Here is a 21,400-nt window from a genome sequence, read left to right as displayed (position 1 = left end):
TATTCACTGGGTATTAATATAGAAAGATTACCTCTTTTTAATCAATCCAGATTTTTAACCAGGGTTAGAATGTTTTTTCCGTCGTGGAACTGGTAATGGGCCGCGTCGGTTACTGTCTTCAGGAAATGAATTCCCAAACCACCGGGTGATCTTTCCTCAAGATCAGTGGATAAATCTGGTTTATCTTCCTTTAAAGGATTAAATGGTTCACCTCTATCCTGAATCTGGATATAGATCTTTTTCTGTTCCTTCCAGATCAGGAGGTGGATAGGGCCACTTTGTTGGGGGTAACCATGGAGGATGATATTGGAGGTAACTTCATCCACTGCCAGTTCCAACTGGAAAACCCCCTTCCGGTCCAAGCCAAGTTTACTGGCACGTCCAGTGATAAATTCACCAATGGTGGATAAATTTTTCAGATCAGCCATTACATGGAGTGTAAATTTCTCTTCCATTTATAACTCTCCTTAAGATCCATTTAACCCTTGAAACTTCCATTTATCAACATTCTTTAGACTTCAATTTGTAAAATCTCCTTAAGGCCCTTATGAAACTCTCCTCAGCACCATAAGGGTTATGTCATCGGCTTGAGAAGTGCCGGATGCAAAATCATATACTTGGTCTATGATAAGGTTTTTTAAATCCCCTGATGATAATTCCTGATTTTCTTTAAGAAGTTCAATAAGGCGCTCTTCACCGAACTGGTCTTCCTGCTGGTTAATGGCTTCGGTGATTCCATCAGTATACAAAACCAGTAGATCTCCGGTCTGGAGATCTATGGTTTTTTCATTCATTTTAAGGCCCTTCATGGCACCTAAAACCACCCCTCCCGTGCTTAACCTGACGATATCTCCAGTTTTCTTTCTAAGAAGTAGCGGGGGGTTGTGACCCGCATTGACGAAGGTTAAAGTATTCCGGGCATTGTCCAGAACACTGTAAAACAGGGTTACAAACATGTTGGAGTGTGGTTCCTCATTAATGAAGTTATTGGCACTTTCTATCATCCGGCCCACTCCGGGGTTACGGCAGGCTTTGGCCCGTAGCAGTGTACGGGAAAAGGCCATGAAAAGTGCGGCGGGTATTCCTTTACCAGAAACATCACCAATGGTTAACCCGGTCTGTTTACTGGTAATGGGGATAAAATCATAGAAGTCACCCCCTACCTCCTGGGCAGGGATGCTGCTGGCCGCCAGATCGTAGTTCTTGATCACCGGTATGGTGTGGGGCAGAAAACTTTCCTGGATTTGTTGAGCTATCTCCAGTTCCTTTTTTCTTCTTTCCAGTTGGGCCGAAAGTTTATCCCTTTCTTTTTTTGTTTTACGTTCCTTTATACGGTTGGATATCATCAGAGCGAAGATGAACATTCCCATGGCATTGGCCAGTATCATGGGGATGAATAAATCTTCAACAACTCCCAGTGCCTGTGAAAAGGGGGAGGCCAGTATTAGTGCCAGTATCATGTGAAAACTTTCCATCAAAACCGAGAATAGAACTGCTCCGCCAATGCCTACAAAGTGTTTTTTGTTTGCCAGATAGATAATACCGGCCAACACTCCCGCCAGGATTGTGGAAAGGGAGCAGGGGATGCAGGTGAATCCACCCATGGTTAAACGATGTAAACCTCCTATCAACCCGGCTCCTAATCCTACAATGGGCCCACCAATTAATCCGGCTACCATGGGGCCCAGGTCACGTACATTGGCCACCGCACCAAAAATATCCACTCCTGAGTAAGAACCATAGATGGATATTCCGCCAAATATTAATATAAGAATTAATTGATTTTTAATAGTTAATTTGCCGTCAATAATTCGGTAAAATATTTTAAACGTGTTAATAGATATGCTAGGACAAATATTACACAGATCTTTTCTACCAGATCGGTTAAAATAGTGAGGGATAGGGTTTCCATGGAAATCTTTCTGCTTTACTAGTACTTTATTTAATCACTAAATTTAAATCCATTTTAATTGGTATGAAGTTATAGTTGTTGTTCTACAGTTGAATTATTAGTTTTTTGGGGGCATGGTTAATTATCAGAAAAACTGGATACTGCGTCGGTACTTTCTTCGTAGATTTCGAAAAGTTGGGTGAATCCTGCGATTTCAAAGACTTCCCCCACATAGGGTTGTAGTGAGCATAGTTTCAGGGCACCACCCAATTTATTCAACCTTTTCAGGGATGAAAGCATCACCCTCAGACCAGAGCTGCTTATGTACTCCACTCCTGCAAGGTCAGCGACTATATTTATTTTACCACAGTCAATGATCTCGTTTAACTTTTTTTCCACTAAGTTAGAGTTGTAGGCGTCCAACCGGCCAGTTATAAATATTATTTCCACACCATTTTTTGTTTTTTGAGTTATTTCCATTTCTGCACCATCCAGAGCTCAATTGTTTTTTAAAATTCATTGAATATTGATTCCTGACCATCATTTCCTGTTCTGTTTCTTCCACTCGCCCACCACATAGTCAAATATCTCCCGGGCAAATTCCGAGTAAACATCCACACTTTCCGGGTCAAAGGCCACATTATGGAGGTACTGCAGGCGAATGGAATCTCCATCCAGATACTCGGGCATTATTCCACCGAAGAAGAACTTCATATTTTCAATTTCTGGAAATAAAATAGCGGTGTTAGGGTCTTTAAGTGGCAGATCCAGTACAATAAGTTCGGTCCCGCGCAGTTTCAAATCCCGGATCTGTAGTTTTAATTCATCGATAAAGTCCACACCAAACACTTTAACCCTTAAAAATGCACTGGCCATTTCTGGTAAAACATGGGAATGTATATGAGAATGGGGAGCCAATTTCATGTTTTCAGGATCTGCCTTTTTAATTACTCGGCTTAGTCCAGTGTGGTTGTAAATTTTACGGATGATTTCCTGATGTTTACAGGGTAAAAATACAGTTTGTTCCTGGTCGGGAACCACCGGCACGTAAAAAAGGGCCACAGTTCGGCGGATGCTGGCTGTTCCTGTTTTCATTTTCTTGAAAATGGCGGTGGGAGGTGAATGTGCTAGTATAAATCCTGTTTCTTTGGAACCCATCTTAACATTGGACTTCTGAGAAGCCACATGAACAGTAACTGCCCGACTATAAAGGCCTAAAATCCCTTTGGCCGCCATTTCTTCCATCATCATCTTCTTCATTTTGGGGAAAAGTCCCCTTCCCCGGTAACGGGGATCAACTGCCGCCAGGGCAGATTCTCCCACATGGTCTTCCGGTGTTTCCAGGAAAACTCCCAGATGGCCCACAATTTCCACCTGTTCATTCACCGCCACACAGGAGGTCACCAGGCCGGACTCTAAGAGTGAAGCGAACTTTTCCGGGTAATAGATATCCTCGTGAGGATAGGTGTAACCGTAGACCCGGTATATCAGGCGGGCCAGGGAAACAGTTTCATCCGGACGCATTAACCTCAAAGTAACCTTTTCAGAAGCAGGAGCCATCGTAACGATGCTGGGCTGTACTGTAGTTTCGTTTAAATCTTCTACAGATTCAAATGGGAAATTTTTAACCAGTTCCACCACTTTACCCCTTTTTCCCAGATACCTACTTCTAATTTCATCAGTACAGGCCCGCATTAATTTTACTCCTATATCGGAAGTTTCATCTTCATTCAGACGCTGAAGATTAAAGGGCATTCCCTGGTCCCGTACCGTAATCCGGAAACAGGTAGGTTCACGGTGAATCTTCACCTGGTAATAACCCTCTTCACCGGGTTCATAGGCATGTTCAATGACGTTATGGCAGGCTTCCTCTGTGGCCAGCTCCAGATCCCTTACTGAAGCCTTATCGAGACCATATCTGCAGGCAACATCACGAACAGCACGTAAAACTATGGGAAGTAACTTCAGTTCAGCTTTTAACTTCAAGGAAGCCAGAATTTCTTTATCTACTCCTGATCTGTCAACTGCATCCGAATTCATTACCTGGTCCTCCACAGATTATACCCTCCATATAATTTCTATTTCCATCAGACTTGAAAAATGAGTGTGATACTTCAATTTCTGGCATAAAAGAGTGATAAAAAAAGATTAACTTTAATTGGGTGATATTATTCCATTTTACTTGGTGATTATCCTTCGTTAGACGGTCATCGTTTATTTTAATTAGGTCATTAGGAAGTTCATTAGAATGTGTTGAGATTTTAAATTGTATTATTTTTTTTAAAAAAAGTAATTCACCAAAGATCTGGCTTTTTTGCCAGCCATATCTCCCAGCATCCCCAAAATCAAGTCTCACCAAGACAACCCCTCCTTATCATATTTTGGGCGGTGTTTTATAATATAGGTTTTGCATTTATCCTGAAAATAAAACAAGCTCCACTCCATCTAAGACCATGTATCGTTCAAGGTATCATCACTATAACGGGGATAGATGGAAGAAATATGAGGGGTAAAATGAATTGATTTATTTGGAATATAATTTTGAAATTAAGGGCTGCGTAATTTCATTTCAAGGGCAATATCCGTGTATTTCATTAAGGAATAAGGGATGATCTGCTTATAGACAAATAAAAAAAATTTGAAGATTAAGATTAAATAAAATAAAAGTTTAAGTTAGTGGAAACTAAAAAAATGAGGATTTTTGGAGATTTTCCTGATTTTAATCATTTTCAGGTAATTCTTCAGGGGGAATTTTCTCCTTTCCTTGTTTTTTAGATAATATCCCTACCAGACCACCTATAATGCCCAGAACCACTCCAATGACTCCACTAGTCACCGCGCTTATGATTATGGGCATTAAACTTGCCCCGCTGAGTACGATGAATGCGGCAATAAAGGAGCCCATACCGGCAGCCAGTCCTCCATTTGTTATGCCCTCTCGGTAAGTTCCACCTGCCCAGTATGCCGCTAGTAAACCCCCGATTATAGGGGCAAAAACTCCTATGAATGTTGAGACGGCTGCATCCAGGGATAAGAAGAAGATACCAACTATCTCCAGCACTACCGTAACCACAAAACCGATTCCCACTGCTGACCAGTTTACCATTATTATCCCTCCAGGTTTATCTTTTAATCAGTACTCCAATTACTCCACCAATTATTCCCAGAATAAGGCCAAATATAAAGCCTAAAGCCAGGCCACCAATAATTGCAGTGAAAGGTCCTAAAACCACAAATCCAATGATGGCCCCTCCACCAGCACCGGAAATACCACCATTAACTGCACCATCCTTATAATCTCCTCCCATCAGGTAGGCAGCTACAGCACCACCAATAATTGGGGCCAGAATACTTAAAAATGGAATAAAAATGCCAATAAGGCCAATCACTGCAGTTAAAATTATTCCTATAATCACCGGGGTCCAATTTTTCATTTTTTCACCAGAATATTTATTCACACGAATAATAAGTAGAATATTGGCTATATCCAGGAAATTACTCTTTTTTCAAGGCCTCAGCCACTAAACCGGCTACAGAGACATTACTCACCTCGGATTTCAGGGTGTTGGTCCCCACCACATCGTCAGCTCCTGCCGCGAATATCTTCAGAAGGGCGTCACCCACCAGTACCGGGTGCACGCAGCTAACCACAATCCGGCCCACCTGGTGTTCTTTCAAGATCTGGCAGGCATTCACAATGGTTCCCCCGGTGCTGATGATATCGTCGATTATAACCGCATCTCTGCCTTCAACATCCAGATTCTTAGGTTTGGTTTCCACTTTCTCCGGGGATAAGCGTATTTTCTCCAGATGATCCGATGGACAGCCCAGTATCTCAGCCACTTCCTGGGCAAAACCAAGGGCACCCTTATCCGGGGCTATGATCACTGGATCTTCCACATTTTTCTCCACATAACTGGCAATGGCTGGCATGGCTGACAGATTAAAGGCAGGTATCTGGAACAAGTCACAAATGCTCTTTTCATGAAGATTTAAACTGTAAACTGAGCTGGCCCCGGCAAATTCTATCAACTGGCAGACCACCTCTGCAGAGACAGCTTCTCCTGAGTTAAAACTTTTTTCCTGTCGCCCATAACCAAAGTAGGGTATCACTGTCCGAATATCATTAACACCCATACTGCGGAGGGTTTTTAAAATAAGAAATAGTTCCATGAGGTTCTCATCCTGAGGGAACCCCGTGGACTGCACCACCACCACTCCATCATCCACTTCTTTCTTAATTCTCAGGTAACGTTCTCCATCAGGGAATTTACGGGTTTCAAGGGGACAAAGTACATCGTCCATTTCGTGAGCAATATTAGCGGCTAGTTTCTGGGAAGAAGATCCTCCAATTATCATAAAAATCACCATAAATTAATTAAAATATTACTAAAGAGCTTCGGGTGGCTTATTTCAATTCCCCGGGTTATTTATATCAGGGAAGAAGCTACCAGTTTTTTACTTTCACTTTTAATTATTTGTTAACTTTATTAATAAGCTTCCCATAACATAGGTTAAATACAAGCTCAAGAGAGGTAGCTCAATGCATGAATTATCCATGGCTCAGGCCATAGTGGACACAGTACTAGATGCTGCAGAGAAAAATAACGCCACAGAGGTTGTTGAAGTCACTATTGAAGTGGGAATGCTCACCATGTTAAATCCCGAGCAATTGAAATTCCTATTAGATGTCATAGTAGAGGACACACTCCTTGCTAACGCGGAAATCATTATTGAAGATGTGCCCGTGGAGATTGATTGTCGAAGCTGTGACTATACTGGATTAGCCAACACAGACGGTTCTGATCATTACCTGTCCATTGTTAAATGTCCCCAGTGTGATGAACGGAATGTTGAAATCTTAACTGGAAAAGAATGTAACGTTAAAACTATTAAAATAGAAAAAGAGTGATGAGGATGCATAAAGTTGCAGAAGTGGAAGTTCAACACGATATAATGGTGGCCAACAAGAAACTGGCCCGCAAAAATCAGAGAATACTGGATAAAGACCGCGTATTTTCAGTGGATGTGGTGGGAGCCATCGGATCCGGCAAAACATCCCTTATAGAAGCCATAATCGACGCAGTTGATTACAAGATCGGAGTCATTGCCGGTGATGTTATCAGTAAATACGATGCTGGCAGATTTGAAAATCATAACGTACCAGTGGTGGGATTGAACACAGGCAAAGAATGCCATTTAGACGCCCATCTCGTGGAACATGCCCTTCATGACATGCCCCTTGAAGATATAGATGTATTATTCATTGAAAATGTCGGTAACCTCATTTGCCCCGTGGACTTTGACCTGGGCAGCCACATGCGTATGGTGGTAATCAGTGTCACTGAAGGGGACGACACCGTGGAAAAACACCCCCTGATCTTCCAGGATGCCGATCTGGTGGTCATCAACAAGGTGGACCTGGCCGAGGCAGTGGGTGCTGATTCTGATAAGATGGTCCGCGACGTTAAAGAGTTAAACTCCGAAGTACAAGTAATCAAAACCAGCCTAAAAACTGGGACCGGTTTTGATGATGTTATTAAAGCAATTGACGGCTTTATAACCGATAATTGATTAGGTTAAGATTAGATTAATTAGAAAACTTAATTGGAACTTGACTTAAGAGCAGGTGAATGGGTTGAAGATATGGATCGACATTGTTAACTCCCCCCATGTACGGTTTTTCCACAGCATAATCCGCTATTTGGAGGATCAGGGTGAAGAAGTTTTGGTAACTACCCGCCGTTTTGGTGATGTGCACCGACTCCTGGATTTGTTTGGGATAGAATACAATTTGGTGGGATGGCACGGAGTGAGCCTGGAGGAAAAACTCATCCGCAGTACACAGAGGGCTTACGAACTTTCCCAGATCATAAGCCGGGAAAAACCAGATGTAGCGGTTTCCAAACACTCCATTGAACTTCCCCGTGTTTCCTATGGCCTTAAAATACCCAGTGTATACGTTTTGGATAATGAACATGCCATAGCCGCCAATAAACTCACTTTATCCCTTTGTGATAGGATCATTTTACCGGAAGTGATTGATAGGGAAGCGGTTATTCGTTGTGGTGCTGATCCCGACCACCTGTACCCTTATAATGGTACTTCGGAGATCACTCACCTGGTGGATTTCCAGCACAACCCTAACATATTCCAAGATCTTAAACTGGACCTTGAAAAGGAAAAAACCATACTTATGAGGCCAGAACCGGCACTGGCATCATATTTGGAGGCAGATTGTAGGAAAACTGTTCTCTCACCCATAGTGGAGGCACTGGAGGATCAGGCCAATATACTGGTGATACCCCGCTTCCGGGAACAGCAGAAAATATTTGAAAATGATGAAAAGATCACGTTGATAAAACCACCGGTGGACACTTTCAGCCTCATGAAGGCCTGTGACCTGGTAATAGGTGCTGGAGGGACCATGAACCGGGAAGCAGCTCTCCTGGGAACCCCGGTGATCTCCTGTTACCCTGGTGATCTACTTTCTGTAGATTCCTATTACATTGAAAAGGGTCTAATGAAACGCTCCACCCATCCCGATGAAATAGTGGGACTGGCCCGGGAACTTCTCCAGGACAATCATCACCATCCCCAGCTTTCCACTGATGACCTGTTTAAAATAATCATTGACAGTATATATCAGGCTGGCGAAGGTTAATACCTCTATTCTCCGGTATCTGGATATTAACGGATTGTTCAAATTTTTTTTAGTCTTTTTTTCTTCCTCTTCTGTTTTTTCTATTCGAGGTTTTAACGAACTAACCCGAAAAATTATTTATAATTATCCAAAAAAGGATCAGTGAAGCTTTTTACACTTTAAACCTATCAAAAAAGGAGAACACTCACCGGTTAAATCATCAAAAAAGTTCATACATCTTGGAAATTGATTTAAATGTTTTATTTCTGATTTAAAGTTATATTTAACATTAAAATAAAAAAAGCATAGTTTTTTTAGTATGATAATGGACTGGCCGGGATTTGAACCCGGGGCCTCCGCCATGCCAAGGCGACGCTCTACCAACCTGAGCTACCAGCCCTCTTACTACACTTCATCTTTTCCGGTATTTAAACTTAATGGCTGCACCAGGACCATAGAAGTATTACCTAACTGAATATAATGTTCATGGGAAATAAAATAAGGGGGTTTCCCTTGTTAACAGTTTTTTCCGGGCATGCTTATAAAATAAAGACATGGCCTAATTTTTTATTTACAATTGAGTCTTATATTCTCTTAAAATCATCAAATAAGGTTATAGGTGGAAGTTTAATTCTTCACAAAAGCTTTTAAATACATGCCTTATAAACTATATAAAAATCAGGATCATGGTAAATGTAAAATCATGCCTTAATCTGGTACTACATTTATTTATCATTTAGATGGGAATAATAGAAAATTTAATTATAATATCGGGGAATAATTCATTGTCAAGGACCATACCTTTATGCCCGGTTAATGATTTTTATGAATTTCACTACTGAATCATCCTTTAGTGAATAAAGTCTCTAAAATTGGAGGAATCATATAATATGGCTTTAATTGCTCAAACTCATTTACAGTACATCATAGAAATCGCAGTTATACTTCAACTGGCGGTTATCTTCATCTTGAACCTGGCACCCCTGGGTTTAAACTTAATTATGCTGGTGGCCATGGTAGTGGCCCTAGGATTTGCTTTAATGTTTGGAGTGGATGCCCTCTTCCTTTTCATACCCGGATTTTCCCATTCGGAGTTCACCCACCCCTACGGGCCACTAGCCTTACTGGCAGTGGTGACCATAATGGCGGCCATTCCCATAATGAAAAAATCGGGAATAAACACCCGCAGTCTTCAAATTTACATGTGGGGAATTATAATCTTTATAACCATAGCAGGAGGGTTGATGCACCGATCTTTCCTCTTACTATGGATATTTGGGCTTTTCATAGGGTTCTTCATTATTTCCAAATCATTCCGCCAGAAATCAGTATTCACTGTGAAAAGAGTGGCCATGGTATTGGTAGTAGCTCTGGCTGGTTTCGGAGCTCTGGAACTGCTTTCCCGGGTTCTGGATATGAGTGTGCTTAGTCCACTCCTTAGACTCTCCAGAATCGAAAATTATGCCACAGCCAGCCTGGACATGGTGATAAAGAATACCACCCTAACTGGACACCAGTTGGGTTCCTGTTACTGGGGTGACGCCTGTATGGGAGGGTCTGATGGATACATATCATTACCCATAGCATTAATTACCCTGTTTGGTTTGCCTTTTCCCCTGTTTTACGGGTTACTGGTGACTAAAAAGGATGTTATTGATTATATGCTCCCGGGTATATTTGGGGTGGCCTTTGACTTCGGCTATATCTTCCTGGTGTTCTTACTGGGATGGTTCATTCTGGTGATGTATCTCGGATTCCGCATGCTTCGTTCCTACCGCAAAAGGCGGGAAAATGGAGATAAAACCTGTTTAGGAAGGGAAGCCCTTTTAATAGGATCTCTGACTGCCTTCATTGCCCAGGGGACTATGGGTTTGTTTTTAATGAACCGTTCTATAAATGGAACCGCTCTACTGACTTTCCTCTTGTTGAGTGCCCTGGTGGTGGGACACGTGGTACTGATTAAGAAAAAGTAGGATAAAAAAGGTGATGTAAATGAAAAAAGCCATAATTTTATTAGGATGCCCTGAATCACCGTCACAAACTCCTTTAACAATCTACGCTGCCCATAAATTAACGGAAATGGGATATGAAGTTACTGTGGCCAGCACTCCCTCAGCCAAGAAACTGGTGGAGGTAGCTGATCCAGTGGAGTACTATGTGCAGAATAAGATAGACATTGAATCCTGTCTGGATAATTTGGAGGAAGGGGAATTTGATCTTCTCCTGGGATTCGTGGCCAAAGACGCCGCAGTCAGCTACTTTGTAACATTCTACCACATCCTCAACACCAAAAGCCTGGCCTTGGTATTCCATCGCGACCCGGAAAAACTGGAAAACTTTGAAAATTCAGTCAGGGAAAACACCAATGCCGATATTGCCTCGGCCAGAGCATACCATAATCCTACCCCACTACGGGTACGACTGGACCGGGCACTGGATAAAATTGATAAACAGGGGGACTCCTGATATGTTTTGTCTTGATACTTACCTCCGTGAATCAGAAGACTACGAAATACACATGACCCGATCCGGATTTAAGGATTGTGCTAGCTTTATAGAAGAAAACGCCCCGGAAGTGGTTCATGTTAAACCCGGGGAGAAAATTGTAGGGGCCCGTATCATAGGGATACCTCCCGTCCCCATAGGTATTAACGAGGAGAAAGGCACTATTATGCTACCTTACACCAAACCCTGCTACGGTACAGCAACTGTGGAAGTACCAGTCCCCCCTGAAGAGCGGGAGAATATCCGGGCCGTGGGAATTGATTAAGGGAATTATTTGGGATTTTATTTTTCATTAAATTCCTTTTAATTTTTGATTCTTTTTTTGTTACGAAATTTTAGGTTTTAATTCACGAAAATACTTTATATTCGCTTTTTATACTTTAATTCTTTAAATAGAATCTCAAAACAGGTTCCTTTAGAATTTTTGACCTTTAATTCGCCATCGATCTGGTTCACCAAGTTGTGTACCAGACGCAGTCCCAGTGTATCAGTGGATTCCAGGTTAAAATTGGGAGGCAATCCCACCCCGTCATCTCCCAAGATAAGAACGTATTTATCATTAATAGCCTTGATTTTCAGATAAATTGTACCATTTTGTCCATGGGGAAAGGCATATTTCAAGCTGTTGGTTAAAAGTTCATTGATAATGAGTCCGCAGGGTATGGCAGTTTCGATATTTAATTTAACATTCTCTGATGATATCTCGGTTTTCAGGTGACTGGAGTGGGCACTGTAGGTGCTCAGCAGGTTATCTGTTAATTTTTTCACGTACTGTTTAAAATCCACCTTATCCATTTCCCGGGACTGGTAAAGATTCTCGTGAAGGAGGGCCATACTCTTAACCCGGTTTTGACTTTCACGAAAGACACTGATGGCCTCTGGATCCGTTATAAAATTTGATTGAAGGTTCAGGAGGCTGGAGATTATCTGCATGTTATTCTTAACCCGATGGTGGATTTCCTGGAGTAAAATCTCCTTGTCTTTAAGAGAACTCCTAAGTTCCTGTTCTGCCACCATCCTTTCGGATATGTCTCGGGTTATAACAATTATTTCTCCTGTTTGAGGGTCTAAAATTCTTGCTGTAGACTCTACCCAAACATAATTACCTTCCTTATGTTTCAAACGGTAGTTAGTGATGACAATATTCCCCGAAGACACTAATTTAGCCTGATTTTCTTTCACAGATTCAATATCATCAGGATGAATAAAAATAAAGGCACTTTCATCTTCAAGTTCTTCTGGAAGGTAGCCTATTAGTTCCAGAGAATAGGGAGAAGCATAACTATAATTTCCACTATTTTTATGGGTGGATATCATGTCCGATGCATTTTCAGCCAGTAAACGGTAGCGCATCTCACTTTTTTCCAGCTCATGGGAGATACGGTTCTGGTTAATGATGTTGGCCAGGACATTGGCCACGGCCTGTACGAATTCAACATCTAAAGGGCTGAATATACGGTGTTCAACCGTATGAACTCCCATTACACCATATGGATCCTCCAGGGGCCCAATAATAACACTCACTCCGCTGGTAACTCCGTGATCCACAAGTAGTTGTGGTCCTGAAAATCTGGTTTCCAGGGAAAGATCCTCCACGATCACTGGTTTTTCAGAAAGTAAGGTGTAACCAGCCTGTGATTCAAGATTGTCCAGGATAATATAGTTATTATGGTCAGGATCCTCCCATCCCACTCCAGCTTCCATTATAAATTGGTGTTCTTGGGGCAACAGCCTTAAAATTTTACTGTAATCCACCTGGAGAGCTTCGACTAGTATCTCTGTTGTTTTATGGAATATTTCCTTTAAAGAAGCATTTGATAGGGTTAATTGGCTTATTTCGGATAGTGCGGATTGTTGTTTTAGGCGGGAAGTTATTTCCTTTTCCAATTCCTCTTTCTTCCTTAAAAAAAGCTCACGTTGTGATATGTCCTTAAAAATAGTGGCGTATTCATCTTCGCCTACAGAAAACGAGAAAATTTCCAGGTGTTTATTGAATTGAGTTGAATATCCCTCAAAACTCTCTGAATTTTCCACGGATTCCATTTGTTTAAATATATTTAAAAATGAGGGGTCTTCAAAAACATCTTTATTAGTCTGACCTATAACTTCCAGGCAATTAAGTCCGGTAATGTTCTGGAAAGCTTCATTGACATCTACAATCAGGTGGTCTATAGCTTCCCCCTGGGCATTATGGATTATTCGACTTCGAATGATTCCATTTACTGCATTTGGGGTTGCATTAGGGTTAGGTTCGTCTATTACTGAAATAAAATCACTCCCCCTTGTTTTTCCTACTCTGGGAAAACTGTTCTTTGAATTTTGGGATTATGATGATTGTTGTATGTGAATAGGTAAAAATATATCTATGGTGTTAAGGGATGAACCGCATAAATTCACATCACTGTAATCTTGGTGAGAAGGTACTAATTATCCTTCATAAGATTTACACTAAAAAAATGATGTTGATTAATCTTTAAACGGAAAATAATGAACTATGAAATGTAAGGTGACAGAACTTAAAATATGCTTTGAAATTTAAAATAAATCAAAAATAGGGTAAGGGGAATGGACCAGTAAATTGAGAATGGGTAAATGGTATTCCATTCTCTACATACTAATAGATTTACTCTCAGAATTTAATGATCTTTTTGGGCTTCACATTGCTTTCCCAGTCCCAGAAGTGGGCTTCACCATGAGAGATCCGGAATACAACCAGTTCTGGACCTTCGGCAGTGAGTCCAAACTCCGTCAGGAATGGTCGATCTGCCAAGACTTTCTTTTTGATTTCCACGTCATCCAGGAATTCAACCTCACCAGCAACCCGTAACATAGTTCCCACGGCTTCATCGGGATGGTAGAATGCAAATTCCACCTTACCATTTTTCTCCAGCTGCCCTACCATCTCTTTCATGGTGGCTGTCTGGAAGTAAAAACCAGTCTCGTCAGCATACCACATCCCCATTCCCCTAACACGGGGTTGATCCCCTTCAACAGTTGCCAGCCAGGCAACCGGGTTTTCATTGGCGAATTTCACACAATCGGCAAATTCCATATAAAATCCTCCTTCAACATTCTATTAAATTACCTATTCTATGCACTGCCTTATTTTTATGTTTTTTACATTAATTAAATACTGGCAGAAAGGTATGTTGATTTTATATATTGAAAATGCTATATTTAGTGATTGAATATCCAAATTTATGGGGTAAATTAAAAAAACCACCAGTTAGAAATAAAATATTCAAAAACATTCGAGTGAGGTCTGCAATGTTAACCACTGTAGTTGGAAGCTACCCATCACATCCACAGGAACCATCTTCGTTTTCTTCTAAACTATCCTCCCTTCTGGGCAATTACGATCCTTACCAAGCAGCGGTGGAATCCGCGGTTAAGGACCAGGTAAAGTCCGGTGTAAACCTGGTCTCCACCGGGCAGGTACGGGGGGATATGGTGGAAATATTCGCCCGTGAAATAACTGGAATGGCCTGGGAAGAGGGAACCTCCAAGATAAAGGGAAAAATACTCCCCCTCAACTACTCAATAGGTGCTAATGATATCAAAATCGCTTTGAAAACTGCAAATCAGATATCTGGAGAGTTTAATGCAACAGAAAAAGTTTTAATTAACGGTGAATTTAACCAAGCTGCCCGGGGAGTAAAGGGCATAATAACCGGTCCCACTACCCTGGTTTTGTCTTCACGAATGGAAGGATTCTACACCGTGGAAAAACGGGATAAAGCCATCATCGACCTGGCCCACGCCCTTAATCGTGAAGCAAAATACCTGGAAAAGGCCGGTGCCGCACTGATACAATTCGATGAACCCTTCCTCTCCACGGGTATGGCTGATATGAAAACCGCCTACCAGGCCATAAAAATAGCTCAAAATGGATTGAAAATACCCCTGGCCATGCACGTGTGTGGTGATGTGGGACAGATCTTTGGCAAACTCCTGAAATTCCCAGTGGACATCATTGACTGTGAATTTGCCGGTATCCGGAAAAATATGGAAGTCCTCCAGAATACAGATCTAGGGGGTAAAAAGATCGGCTTTGGATGTGTGGACACCAAAACAGAACGAGTGGAAAGCTCAGAAGAAATCCACGCCCTCCTGAAGGAAGGAATGGAAATTATAGGAGCAAATAACATTTTAGTAGACCCGGACTGTGGAATGCGTATGCTACCCCATGAGGTGGCTTATCAAAAACTGAAGAATATGACGGAGGCAGTGGGATGGCTATCCTAATTAAAACCCCCACCATAAAATCTGGTTGGGAAACACTGGTAAAAAGGGTAATGGAAAAAGGTGCAGAAATAAAGGACGAAAGAGGCTCCCTGACACTGGAGATTCGTAACACTGTGGTTAACATTAAAAGGCCGCTGGAACTGGAAATTCCCAAGGGATACTTCTGGAGCGGTGAAAAACTGGAGATATACGCGGAACAGTTCCTGAGTGATGATAAACAGGGATTTGTGTACACCTATGGAAACCGTTTAAGAGGACACTTTGAAGGGATAGATCAGATAGGGGAAGCTATACGACGCCTTAAAAACTGCAGAGAATCTCGAAGGGCCATATCTGTAACCTGGGACCCTACCACCGACACCAAGAACGAAGAAGTACCCTGCATGATACTGGTGGACTTTAAAATAAGGGATGGAAAACTGCACACCACAGGATTATGGCGTTCTCATGACATCTATGGGGCATGGTTCCCCAATGCCGTGGGATTAACCCATCTGGCCAAATATGTTGCAGAAGAAGTGGGAGTGGGAGTGGGAAGTTTAACCATACACTCCATCAGTGCCCACATATACCAGGTGAACTTTGAAGAAGCCTTAAGAGTATAAATCCAGAATAAAAATGGTTCCTATTTATTTTGAGTTTATATATTATTTTTTTAATTTTTGTACCACTGGATTGCTAAATCTAGGAACAAATAAAAAAACTTAAAAATCCCAGCTGATCAAAGGAGTTATAATGAATATACTAAATGGATAAATTTTTATTTATCCCGTGGATTTCACTTTCATTGGAGATGATGAGATGGTAAGTGTTAATTTAGAAGCTAAAAAAACAGTAGACTTAATGATTGAGAATGCAGACGACCTTAACATTGCTGTTCACAAACTGGAAAACGGTTCAACAGTTATCGATGCTGGGGTAGATGTAGCTGGAAGTTTCAAAGCAGGAGAACTCTACACCAAAGTTTGCCTGGGTGGACTGGCAGAAGTGGGAATATCCATCCCTGGAGACCTCTCTGAAAACTTCGCAATACCCTCAGTGAAAATAAAAACTCACCAGCCAGCCATCTCAACTCTTGGATCACAGAAAGCAGGATGGTCTGTGAGTGTAGGTGACTTCTTCGCCCTGGGATCTGGCCCCGCCCGAGCACTGGCCTTAAAACCAGAGGAAACATATGAAGAAATAGGTTACATGGACGAAGCTGACCTGGCCATCATCACCCTGGAATCAGACAAGCTTCCAGGAGTGGATGTCATGGATTACGTGGCTAAAGAATGTAAAGTAGCACCGGAAAATGTCTACGCCCTGGTGGCACCCACCTCATCCCTGGTTGGTTCCATCCAGATCGCCGGAAGAGTGGTGGAAAACGGAACCTACAAAATGCTGGAAGCACTACACTTCGACGTGAACAAGGTTAAACACGCAGCAGGTATAGCTCCCATAGCACCAGTGGACCCGGATGGAATGAAGGCCATGGGAAAAACCAACGACGCAGTTTTATTCGGAGGTCGAACCTACTACTACATAGAATCCGAGACCAAAGACAACCTGAAAGAACTGGCAGAAAAATTACCTTCATCTGCTGCTGATGGATACGGAAAACCATTCTACGATGTCTTCAAAGAAGCCAACTTCGACTTCTTCCAGATCGACAAAGGAATGTTCGCACCAGCCGAAGTAGTTATCAACGACCTCACCACCGGAGAATTATTCCGGGGTGGATACGTAAACGTGGAACTACTGAAAAAGTCCTTTGGAATATAAGGGTGAACCAACACCCTTTTCTTATATTTTCTGAATTTTTATATTTTTCACACATAAAATGACCATTAAAGCCCCTGATATGTCCAGTAATTACTTATTTTTAATTTAGAAGGTAACTCATATTATTTTGAGAATTAACTTTAGAATGAATCAATGTCTATCCTGAGAGGACTCGTTCTGCTTTTATTTTAGGGCTATAAGTTTTACCACAAAAGTTGTTGTAAATTTTTACAAATATTCATATAAATCCAGTAACAATAGCAAGACCAAAGACTGATCAAAAGATTTAATCAAAAAACTGATCTATCATAATTCAATTTAATCAATAAAAGACTGGTCTATTAATTATATTCAATTAATCAAAACTTGCAAACCAGCAGTGTGATAAACATGAAAATTGGAATCTGCGATACTACCTTCGCCCGTTACGACATGGCCTCGGCAGCCATAAATGAGATAAAACAGCATGTGGGCAACAATAAAATAATCCGAAGAACAGTTCCTGGTGTTAAGGACCTGCCAGTGGCCTGTAAAAAGCTCATTGAAGAGGAAGGCTGTGAAGTGGTCATGGCCCTGGGAATGCCAGGACCAGAGGTAATGGATAAAACTTGTGCTCATGAGGCCTCTACTGGACTTATCCAGGCGCAACTCATGACCAATACCCATATCCTGGAAGTCTTCGTCCACGAGGATGAGGGAGTGGATGAGAAGGACCTAAAATTCCTGGCGGATAACCGTGCCCGGGAACATGCTCAGAACCTGGTTAAAATGTTCTTTAAAAAGGGAGCACTGGAGAAGGAAGCCGGGATGGGAATGAGAGAAGGACATCCAGATAAAGGCCCATTATAATCCTATTTAATCCTTTATAATCCCATTTAATCTTCCTTTTATTCTTATTATAATTCCTAATATTTATTTCTCATTTTAATTCATTATTCTTTATAATTCCTTCAATCTAATTAATTGAATATTTTTTTCAAGTCTTTATTTTCCCATCCAAAACCTCAATGGTCCTTTCGGCCAGTGCAGCCACCTTCAAGTCGTGGGTTACCATGATCAGGGTTACCTGCTCCTTATCATGGAGATCCTTGAGAAGGTTCAGTATCATATCTCCGTTTTTGGAATCCAGGGAACCGGTGGGCTCATCAGCCAGTATTATGGAGGGATCATTGGCCAGGGACCGGGCAATGGCCACCCTTTGCCTTTCACCACCAGAAAGCTCGGTGGGTTTTCGGGAAGCTTTATCCGAGAGATTCATGTAATCCAACAGTTTCAGAGCTTTTTCTCTCATCTGCCTGCCGGATAAACCACTTTCAAACATGGGTATCTCCACATTCTCCACCACGCTGAGGTTGGGTATGAGGTTGTGTAGTTGGAAGATGAAACCGATCTCCCTGGAGCGGAACTGGCTTAGATCACTTTTTCCCTGGAGGTCGTAGCCCGCCACCATCACCGTACCTTCATCTGGCCGGTCCAGCGCCCCGATCATATTAAGGAGGGTGGATTTACCCGAACCAGAGGGTCCGATGATGGAAACGAATTCTCCCTTCTTGATGTTAAGGTCAATACCATTCAGGGCAGTTATCTTACCTTTATCAAATCCTTTCCTGAGATTTCTAATCTCCACAATGTTCTCATTCATAGCGCAACGCCTCGGTTGGAGCCAGTCTGGATGCCCGGAAGGCCGGGTAGAGTCCACCTACCAGGCCCACCAGGAAGGCAATTCCCAGTGCTTTGAGGAAGAGTTCCCAACTGTAAACTGGCTGGATGAAGCTCCCCATTGCCGGTGATGATAAAATGAGTTCTACCGCTCCCACACCCATAACCAGGCCTATAACATAGGATACCAGGGTTAAAACAATAGATTCTCCCATGATCATTGCCATTATCCTTCGGTTCTTCCATCCAGATGCCTTTAACACTCCTATTTCCCGGGTTCTTTCATAAACGGACATTACCATGGTATTAACCACACCAATACCACCTATGAGAATTGCCAGTAAGGATATGGCCCAGGATGCGGTGTCAATGGTATCCAGTCCCTTGTTAACCCGGTTGAAGTCTTCAATGGTTTTGATGGTTACCAGTTCCTGGGGGTATTTACTCTCCACATTACTGGTGACTTCTTCCAGATTGGCCTCTGGTTTTATCTTCACAAAGATCATGGAGACTTCGTCTGGTTTTTCCGCCAGTTCCTGGAGTAGTGAAAGGGGCATGAATGATCCGGCATCTTCCCACATGCTACCAGTTTCAAAGACACCCACCACCTTGAAATCCCTGTTGAAAAGATTAATTGTATCACCCACAGTCTTGTTAAGACTCTGGGAGGCTCTTTTACCAATTATGATCTCGTTGCTGTTTTCGTTAAACTCCCTACCTTCAATGATGTTGATCTCGCCCACCTTCAAACTCTGCTTCTTGATCCCCATCACACTAAAGAGATCTCCATCTACCACCCGGTTAACCAGGAGAACCCCCACGGCATCCTCCACCCCGGTGAGATTCTTCAGTTCATCAACCCGGGTGGAGTTGATCTTACTGGACATCAATCCGGGAGAATTGGCCTCAGTGACTGTAAAATCCGATCCACCTGATTTTAGAGTGTTCTGGGTGGATTCTTTTAAACCATCAGTCACTATGCCCAGGGCGATGATGGTGGCAATGCCGATGGCGATCCCCACTATGGCCAGGGCACTACGAGTCTTGTTACGGAAGGGGTTTTTGAGGATGAAGGTCAGAAATGACATACCATCATCTTTGTTTTTTATGGATTTTATAGGTGGTGCAGGGAGGATACATGAATCTTTGTAAAGTGATAGGCAAATTTTTAGAAGTATTCTGAAAAAATTTTAGGATAATTCGGAAATTATATATGAAAAAAATAACATATTTAAAGGTGATTAAGATATATCTGGAGGGAAAAAGATGAAAGAAGATGTTTTTTATGGTAAAGGGATGGCTTATGTCAAAAGGGACTATCCTGACATATTTAAAGCAGTGGTTGAGCTTAACGATGCAGCTTACACTGGGAAAGTCTTAGACTATCGCACACAGAAGTTGATTGCCCTGGGAATAACTGCAGCCGCCTCGGATGATCGGGCCATGAAGAAGCAGATGATGAGCGCCATGAAAGAATTTGACATCAGCCGGGACGAGATTGTGGATGTCCTAAGGGTGGTTCTCCTAACTTCCGGCAACCCTCCATTCACCAAGGCCATGAAGATACTCTACGACATCACAGAATAATCATGACCTCAAGGAAATTCCATTTCTCCTTTTTTATATTTAATTTTTTTTAAATCCTCTTTGCCATTTTCGTAAATTGATTTGTCCACCGTATCATCGGTTAATTGTAAATCTATTTGTAAATCCAAAGATTCGAAGATTTCTATAAGCTTCTATCCCTTTTTAGTTTATTATTCTCCTTTTTATGGTAATTTTGTGGTTTTAGCATTTTTTTGATTTTCCCTAATTTTGTTGTTTAAACAATTGTTGCATTGACAACATATTTATATAGTATGAAACCAAACTATATATTGGAATTACAATTCAGATGAATGTTATTTTAATTTTTTATCAAGATGGTTTATCTGGAATTAAATACCATTTTAAAAAAGGCTAAAAGTTTTTTTTAATAAATTCTTGAAATTCTAAATCATATGTTTACCTTCGATTATTCAATTTTAAAAATTTGAAAGCTGTTAATTAGATTAAAAATATTGGAGCGAAAAAAATGTCACTGAACATCCCCTTCCGGGGAATTGTATCCATAGTAACCCGGAACCACTATATTTTCATGAACCATGAGCTTAAACACCTGGAACTTACGGAAGGACAGGTTCCCTGCCTCATGGTACTATCCAAAAAAAGGGGAATCACCCAGGATGACCTGTCCAGAATGTTCCACATTGATAAGGGAACCATTGCCCGGGCCATAAAAAAATTAGAGGAAAAGGGCATGGTAAATAAAGTTCAAGACCCCGTAAACCGGCGAAGATACCTCCTATCCCTAACTCCCAAAGGGGAACAGGTGATCCCGGTAATTCTCCAGGCCGAGAAAAAATGGGAAGACCTCATATTCCAAGGTTTTTCTGATGAAGAACGCTCTTTAATGCAGGAAGGAATGAGAAGGCTGGCTGAGAACAGCCTTGAAAATTGTAATAAACGTTTAAATGACAAATAAACTGAAAATTAAGATCAACAATCCTCCTAACTTATTTAATAGATTAGGAGGAGCAAATTTAGAGGAATTAATATCTCAGGAGTGAGTAAAACTAAAATGAAAAGTAACAGTTCATCACCATCACCCCCTGGATCCGATAAGAATGAGTCCAGTGGGGATTCAGGAGAAA

The 21,400-nt window shown here is 41.7% G+C and carries 25 protein-coding genes and 1 tRNA gene (1 of these 26 running past the window's edge); 13 read left to right on the top strand and 13 right to left on the bottom strand.

Translation table 11 applies throughout. The annotated features are described in order from the left end of the window. Positions 1–41: 41 nt before the first annotated feature. The 8 genes from CIT02_RS04420 to CIT02_RS04385 form a co-directional block, all read right to left on the bottom strand. Positions 42–455 (bottom strand): ATP-binding protein, encoded by a 414-nt coding sequence (locus tag CIT02_RS04420; protein WP_292614385.1) that lies wholly within the window; start codon positions 453–455, stop codon positions 42–44. Between the two features lie 90 nt (positions 456–545). Further along, positions 546–1,769, bottom strand: a complete 1,224-nt coding sequence (locus CIT02_RS04415; protein ID WP_292615026.1) for a SpoIIE family protein phosphatase — start codon at positions 1,767–1,769, stop codon at positions 546–548. A 260-nt stretch (positions 1,770–2,029) separates the two neighbouring features. Beyond that, complete coding sequence (locus CIT02_RS04410; RefSeq protein ID WP_292614383.1) at positions 2,030–2,371, bottom strand: STAS domain-containing protein; 342 nt, start codon at positions 2,369–2,371, stop codon at positions 2,030–2,032. A gap of 60 nt (positions 2,372–2,431) precedes the next feature. Continuing rightward, positions 2,432–3,931, bottom strand: coding sequence for a GNAT family N-acetyltransferase (locus tag CIT02_RS04405; protein ID WP_292614381.1), 1,500 nt, complete (start codon positions 3,929–3,931; stop codon positions 2,432–2,434). Then, positions 3,912–4,250, bottom strand: coding sequence for a hypothetical protein (locus CIT02_RS04400; RefSeq protein WP_292614379.1), 339 nt, complete (start codon positions 4,248–4,250; stop codon positions 3,912–3,914). Before CIT02_RS04400 ends, CIT02_RS04405 begins: the two co-directional genes overlap by 20 nt. Positions 4,251–4,610: 360 nt before the next feature. After that, positions 4,611–4,997: a DUF5518 domain-containing protein gene (locus CIT02_RS04395; RefSeq protein ID WP_292614377.1), complete on the bottom strand. Its 387-nt coding sequence runs from the start codon at positions 4,995–4,997 to the stop codon at positions 4,611–4,613. 16 nt (positions 4,998–5,013) lie between these two features. Next, entirely contained in the window at positions 5,014–5,325 is a 312-nt protein-coding gene (locus CIT02_RS04390) for a DUF5518 domain-containing protein (protein WP_292614375.1), read from the bottom strand. Between the two features lie 61 nt (positions 5,326–5,386). Beyond that, on the bottom strand, positions 5,387–6,250 hold the full coding sequence (locus CIT02_RS04385; RefSeq protein WP_292614373.1) for a ribose-phosphate diphosphokinase: 864 nt from the start codon (positions 6,248–6,250) through the stop codon (positions 5,387–5,389). A gap of 184 nt (positions 6,251–6,434) precedes the next feature. On the opposite strand from CIT02_RS04385, the gene hypA reads away from it, so the two are divergent. The 3 genes from hypA to CIT02_RS04370 are packed head-to-tail and all read left to right on the top strand — an operon-like array spanning position 6,435 to position 8,555. Then, positions 6,435–6,803 carry a hydrogenase maturation nickel metallochaperone HypA gene (gene hypA, locus CIT02_RS04380; RefSeq protein ID WP_292614371.1) on the top strand — a complete coding sequence of 123 codons (369 nt, stop codon included), beginning with the start codon at positions 6,435–6,437 and terminating at the stop codon, positions 6,801–6,803. A 5-nt stretch (positions 6,804–6,808) separates the two neighbouring features. Then, entirely contained in the window at positions 6,809–7,465 is a 657-nt protein-coding gene (gene hypB / locus CIT02_RS04375) for a hydrogenase nickel incorporation protein HypB (RefSeq protein WP_292614369.1), read from the top strand. Between the two features lie 55 nt (positions 7,466–7,520). After that, positions 7,521–8,555, top strand: coding sequence for a DUF354 domain-containing protein (locus CIT02_RS04370; protein WP_292614367.1), 1,035 nt, complete (start codon positions 7,521–7,523; stop codon positions 8,553–8,555). A gap of 305 nt (positions 8,556–8,860) precedes the next feature. Here the strand turns inward: CIT02_RS04370 and CIT02_RS04365 are convergent. Further along, positions 8,861–8,934 (bottom strand) — tRNA-Ala (locus CIT02_RS04365). 490 nt (positions 8,935–9,424) lie between these two features. Between CIT02_RS04365 and CIT02_RS04360 the strand changes: the two genes are divergently transcribed. Genes CIT02_RS04360 through CIT02_RS04350 form a run of 3 tightly spaced genes read left to right on the top strand, consistent with a single transcriptional unit; the run spans position 9,425 to position 11,304 of the window. Then, on the top strand, positions 9,425–10,507 hold the full coding sequence (locus CIT02_RS04360) for a hypothetical protein (protein WP_292614365.1): 1,083 nt from the start codon (positions 9,425–9,427) through the stop codon (positions 10,505–10,507). Positions 10,508–10,526: 19 nt separating this feature from the next. Continuing rightward, complete coding sequence (locus CIT02_RS04355; protein WP_292614364.1) at positions 10,527–11,000, top strand: DUF1890 domain-containing protein; 474 nt, start codon at positions 10,527–10,529, stop codon at positions 10,998–11,000. 1 nt (position 11,001) lies between these two features. Next, positions 11,002–11,304, top strand: coding sequence for a DUF1894 domain-containing protein (locus CIT02_RS04350; protein ID WP_292614363.1), 303 nt, complete (start codon positions 11,002–11,004; stop codon positions 11,302–11,304). Between the two features lie 95 nt (positions 11,305–11,399). On the opposite strand, the gene CIT02_RS04345 is transcribed toward CIT02_RS04350, so the two are convergent. Both CIT02_RS04345 and CIT02_RS04340 read right to left on the bottom strand, forming a co-directional pair. Further along, entirely contained in the window at positions 11,400–13,199 is a 1,800-nt protein-coding gene (locus CIT02_RS04345; RefSeq protein ID WP_292615024.1) for a sensor histidine kinase, read from the bottom strand. A 469-nt stretch (positions 13,200–13,668) separates the two neighbouring features. Then, positions 13,669–14,091, bottom strand: a complete 423-nt coding sequence (locus tag CIT02_RS04340; protein ID WP_292614360.1) for a pyridoxamine 5'-phosphate oxidase family protein — start codon at positions 14,089–14,091, stop codon at positions 13,669–13,671. A gap of 215 nt (positions 14,092–14,306) precedes the next feature. Here CIT02_RS04340 and CIT02_RS04335 point away from each other — a divergent pair, with 215 nt between their 5' ends. From CIT02_RS04335 to ribC, 4 genes are all read left to right on the top strand, one after another. Continuing rightward, on the top strand, positions 14,307–15,284 hold the full coding sequence (locus CIT02_RS04335) for a methionine synthase (protein ID WP_292614359.1): 978 nt from the start codon (positions 14,307–14,309) through the stop codon (positions 15,282–15,284). Next, complete coding sequence (locus tag CIT02_RS04330) at positions 15,272–15,889, top strand: thymidylate synthase (RefSeq protein WP_292614357.1); 618 nt, start codon at positions 15,272–15,274, stop codon at positions 15,887–15,889. Before CIT02_RS04335 ends, CIT02_RS04330 begins: the two co-directional genes overlap by 13 nt. 196 nt (positions 15,890–16,085) lie before the next feature. Further along, positions 16,086–17,048 (top strand): methenyltetrahydromethanopterin cyclohydrolase, encoded by a 963-nt coding sequence (gene mch, locus CIT02_RS04325; protein WP_048073694.1) that lies wholly within the window; start codon positions 16,086–16,088, stop codon positions 17,046–17,048. Positions 17,049–17,438: 390 nt separating this feature from the next. Next, complete coding sequence (gene ribC, locus CIT02_RS04320; protein WP_048073693.1) at positions 17,439–17,897, top strand: riboflavin synthase; 459 nt, start codon at positions 17,439–17,441, stop codon at positions 17,895–17,897. Positions 17,898–18,024: 127 nt separating this feature from the next. Here ribC and CIT02_RS04315 read toward each other — a convergent pair whose 3' ends face one another. Beyond that, positions 18,025–18,690, bottom strand: a complete 666-nt coding sequence (locus CIT02_RS04315; RefSeq protein WP_292614352.1) for an ABC transporter ATP-binding protein — start codon at positions 18,688–18,690, stop codon at positions 18,025–18,027. Continuing rightward, on the bottom strand, positions 18,683–19,795 hold the full coding sequence (locus CIT02_RS04310) for an ABC transporter permease (protein ID WP_292614350.1): 1,113 nt from the start codon (positions 19,793–19,795) through the stop codon (positions 18,683–18,685). The genes CIT02_RS04315 and CIT02_RS04310 overlap by 8 nt, the downstream gene beginning before the upstream one ends. A 178-nt stretch (positions 19,796–19,973) precedes the next feature. Between CIT02_RS04310 and CIT02_RS04305 the strand changes: the two genes are divergently transcribed. The 3 genes from CIT02_RS04305 to CIT02_RS04295 all read left to right on the top strand — a co-directional run. Next, entirely contained in the window at positions 19,974–20,294 is a 321-nt protein-coding gene (locus CIT02_RS04305; protein ID WP_048073690.1) for a carboxymuconolactone decarboxylase family protein, read from the top strand. Positions 20,295–20,781: 487 nt separating this feature from the next. Then, on the top strand, positions 20,782–21,231 hold the full coding sequence (locus tag CIT02_RS04300; RefSeq protein ID WP_292614348.1) for a MarR family winged helix-turn-helix transcriptional regulator: 450 nt from the start codon (positions 20,782–20,784) through the stop codon (positions 21,229–21,231). Positions 21,232–21,327: 96 nt separating this feature from the next. Beyond that, positions 21,328–21,400, top strand: the 5' portion of a protein-coding gene (locus CIT02_RS04295) for an MATE family efflux transporter (RefSeq protein WP_292614346.1). The gene runs 1,352 nt beyond the window's last position; 73 of the gene's 1,425 nt are visible here — the first part of the coding sequence; it begins with the start codon at positions 21,328–21,330; its stop codon lies off the right edge, out of view.

Origin of the sequence: Methanobacterium sp. BAmetb5, from assembly GCF_003491305.1 — an archaeon.
Taxonomy (GTDB): Archaea; Methanobacteriota; Methanobacteria; order Methanobacteriales; family Methanobacteriaceae; genus Methanobacterium.
The sequence above is the reverse complement of the archived record's forward strand: the minus strand, read 5'-3'. Positions and strand labels throughout refer to the sequence as shown.

Coding starts and splice junctions, on each gene's coding strand:
- CIT02_RS04420 (WP_292614385.1), bottom strand. CDS start 455: ATGGAAGAGAAATTTACACTCCATGTAATGGCTGATCTGAAAAATTTA.
- CIT02_RS04410 (WP_292614383.1), bottom strand. CDS start 2,371: ATGGAAATAACTCAAAAAACAAAAAATGGTGTGGAAATAATATTTATA.
- CIT02_RS04405 (WP_292614381.1), bottom strand. CDS start 3,931: ATGAATTCGGATGCAGTTGACAGATCAGGAGTAGATAAAGAAATTCTG.
- CIT02_RS04395 (WP_292614377.1), bottom strand. CDS start 4,997: ATGGTAAACTGGTCAGCAGTGGGAATCGGTTTTGTGGTTACGGTAGTG.
- CIT02_RS04390 (WP_292614375.1), bottom strand. CDS start 5,325: ATGAAAAATTGGACCCCGGTGATTATAGGAATAATTTTAACTGCAGTG.
- CIT02_RS04385 (WP_292614373.1), bottom strand. CDS start 6,250: ATGATAATTGGAGGATCTTCTTCCCAGAAACTAGCCGCTAATATTGCT.
- hypA (WP_292614371.1), top strand. CDS start 6,435: ATGCATGAATTATCCATGGCTCAGGCCATAGTGGACACAGTACTAGAT.
- hypB (WP_292614369.1), top strand. CDS start 6,809: ATGCATAAAGTTGCAGAAGTGGAAGTTCAACACGATATAATGGTGGCC.
- CIT02_RS04360 (WP_292614365.1), top strand. CDS start 9,425: ATGGCTTTAATTGCTCAAACTCATTTACAGTACATCATAGAAATCGCA.
- CIT02_RS04355 (WP_292614364.1), top strand. CDS start 10,527: ATGAAAAAAGCCATAATTTTATTAGGATGCCCTGAATCACCGTCACAA.
- CIT02_RS04350 (WP_292614363.1), top strand. CDS start 11,002: ATGTTTTGTCTTGATACTTACCTCCGTGAATCAGAAGACTACGAAATA.
- CIT02_RS04340 (WP_292614360.1), bottom strand. CDS start 14,091: ATGGAATTTGCCGATTGTGTGAAATTCGCCAATGAAAACCCGGTTGCC.
- CIT02_RS04335 (WP_292614359.1), top strand. CDS start 14,307: ATGTTAACCACTGTAGTTGGAAGCTACCCATCACATCCACAGGAACCA.
- CIT02_RS04330 (WP_292614357.1), top strand. CDS start 15,272: ATGGCTATCCTAATTAAAACCCCCACCATAAAATCTGGTTGGGAAACA.
- mch (WP_048073694.1), top strand. CDS start 16,086: ATGGTAAGTGTTAATTTAGAAGCTAAAAAAACAGTAGACTTAATGATT.
- ribC (WP_048073693.1), top strand. CDS start 17,439: ATGAAAATTGGAATCTGCGATACTACCTTCGCCCGTTACGACATGGCC.
- CIT02_RS04315 (WP_292614352.1), bottom strand. CDS start 18,690: ATGAATGAGAACATTGTGGAGATTAGAAATCTCAGGAAAGGATTTGAT.
- CIT02_RS04310 (WP_292614350.1), bottom strand. CDS start 19,795: ATGTCATTTCTGACCTTCATCCTCAAAAACCCCTTCCGTAACAAGACT.
- CIT02_RS04305 (WP_048073690.1), top strand. CDS start 19,974: ATGAAAGAAGATGTTTTTTATGGTAAAGGGATGGCTTATGTCAAAAGG.
- CIT02_RS04300 (WP_292614348.1), top strand. CDS start 20,782: ATGTCACTGAACATCCCCTTCCGGGGAATTGTATCCATAGTAACCCGG.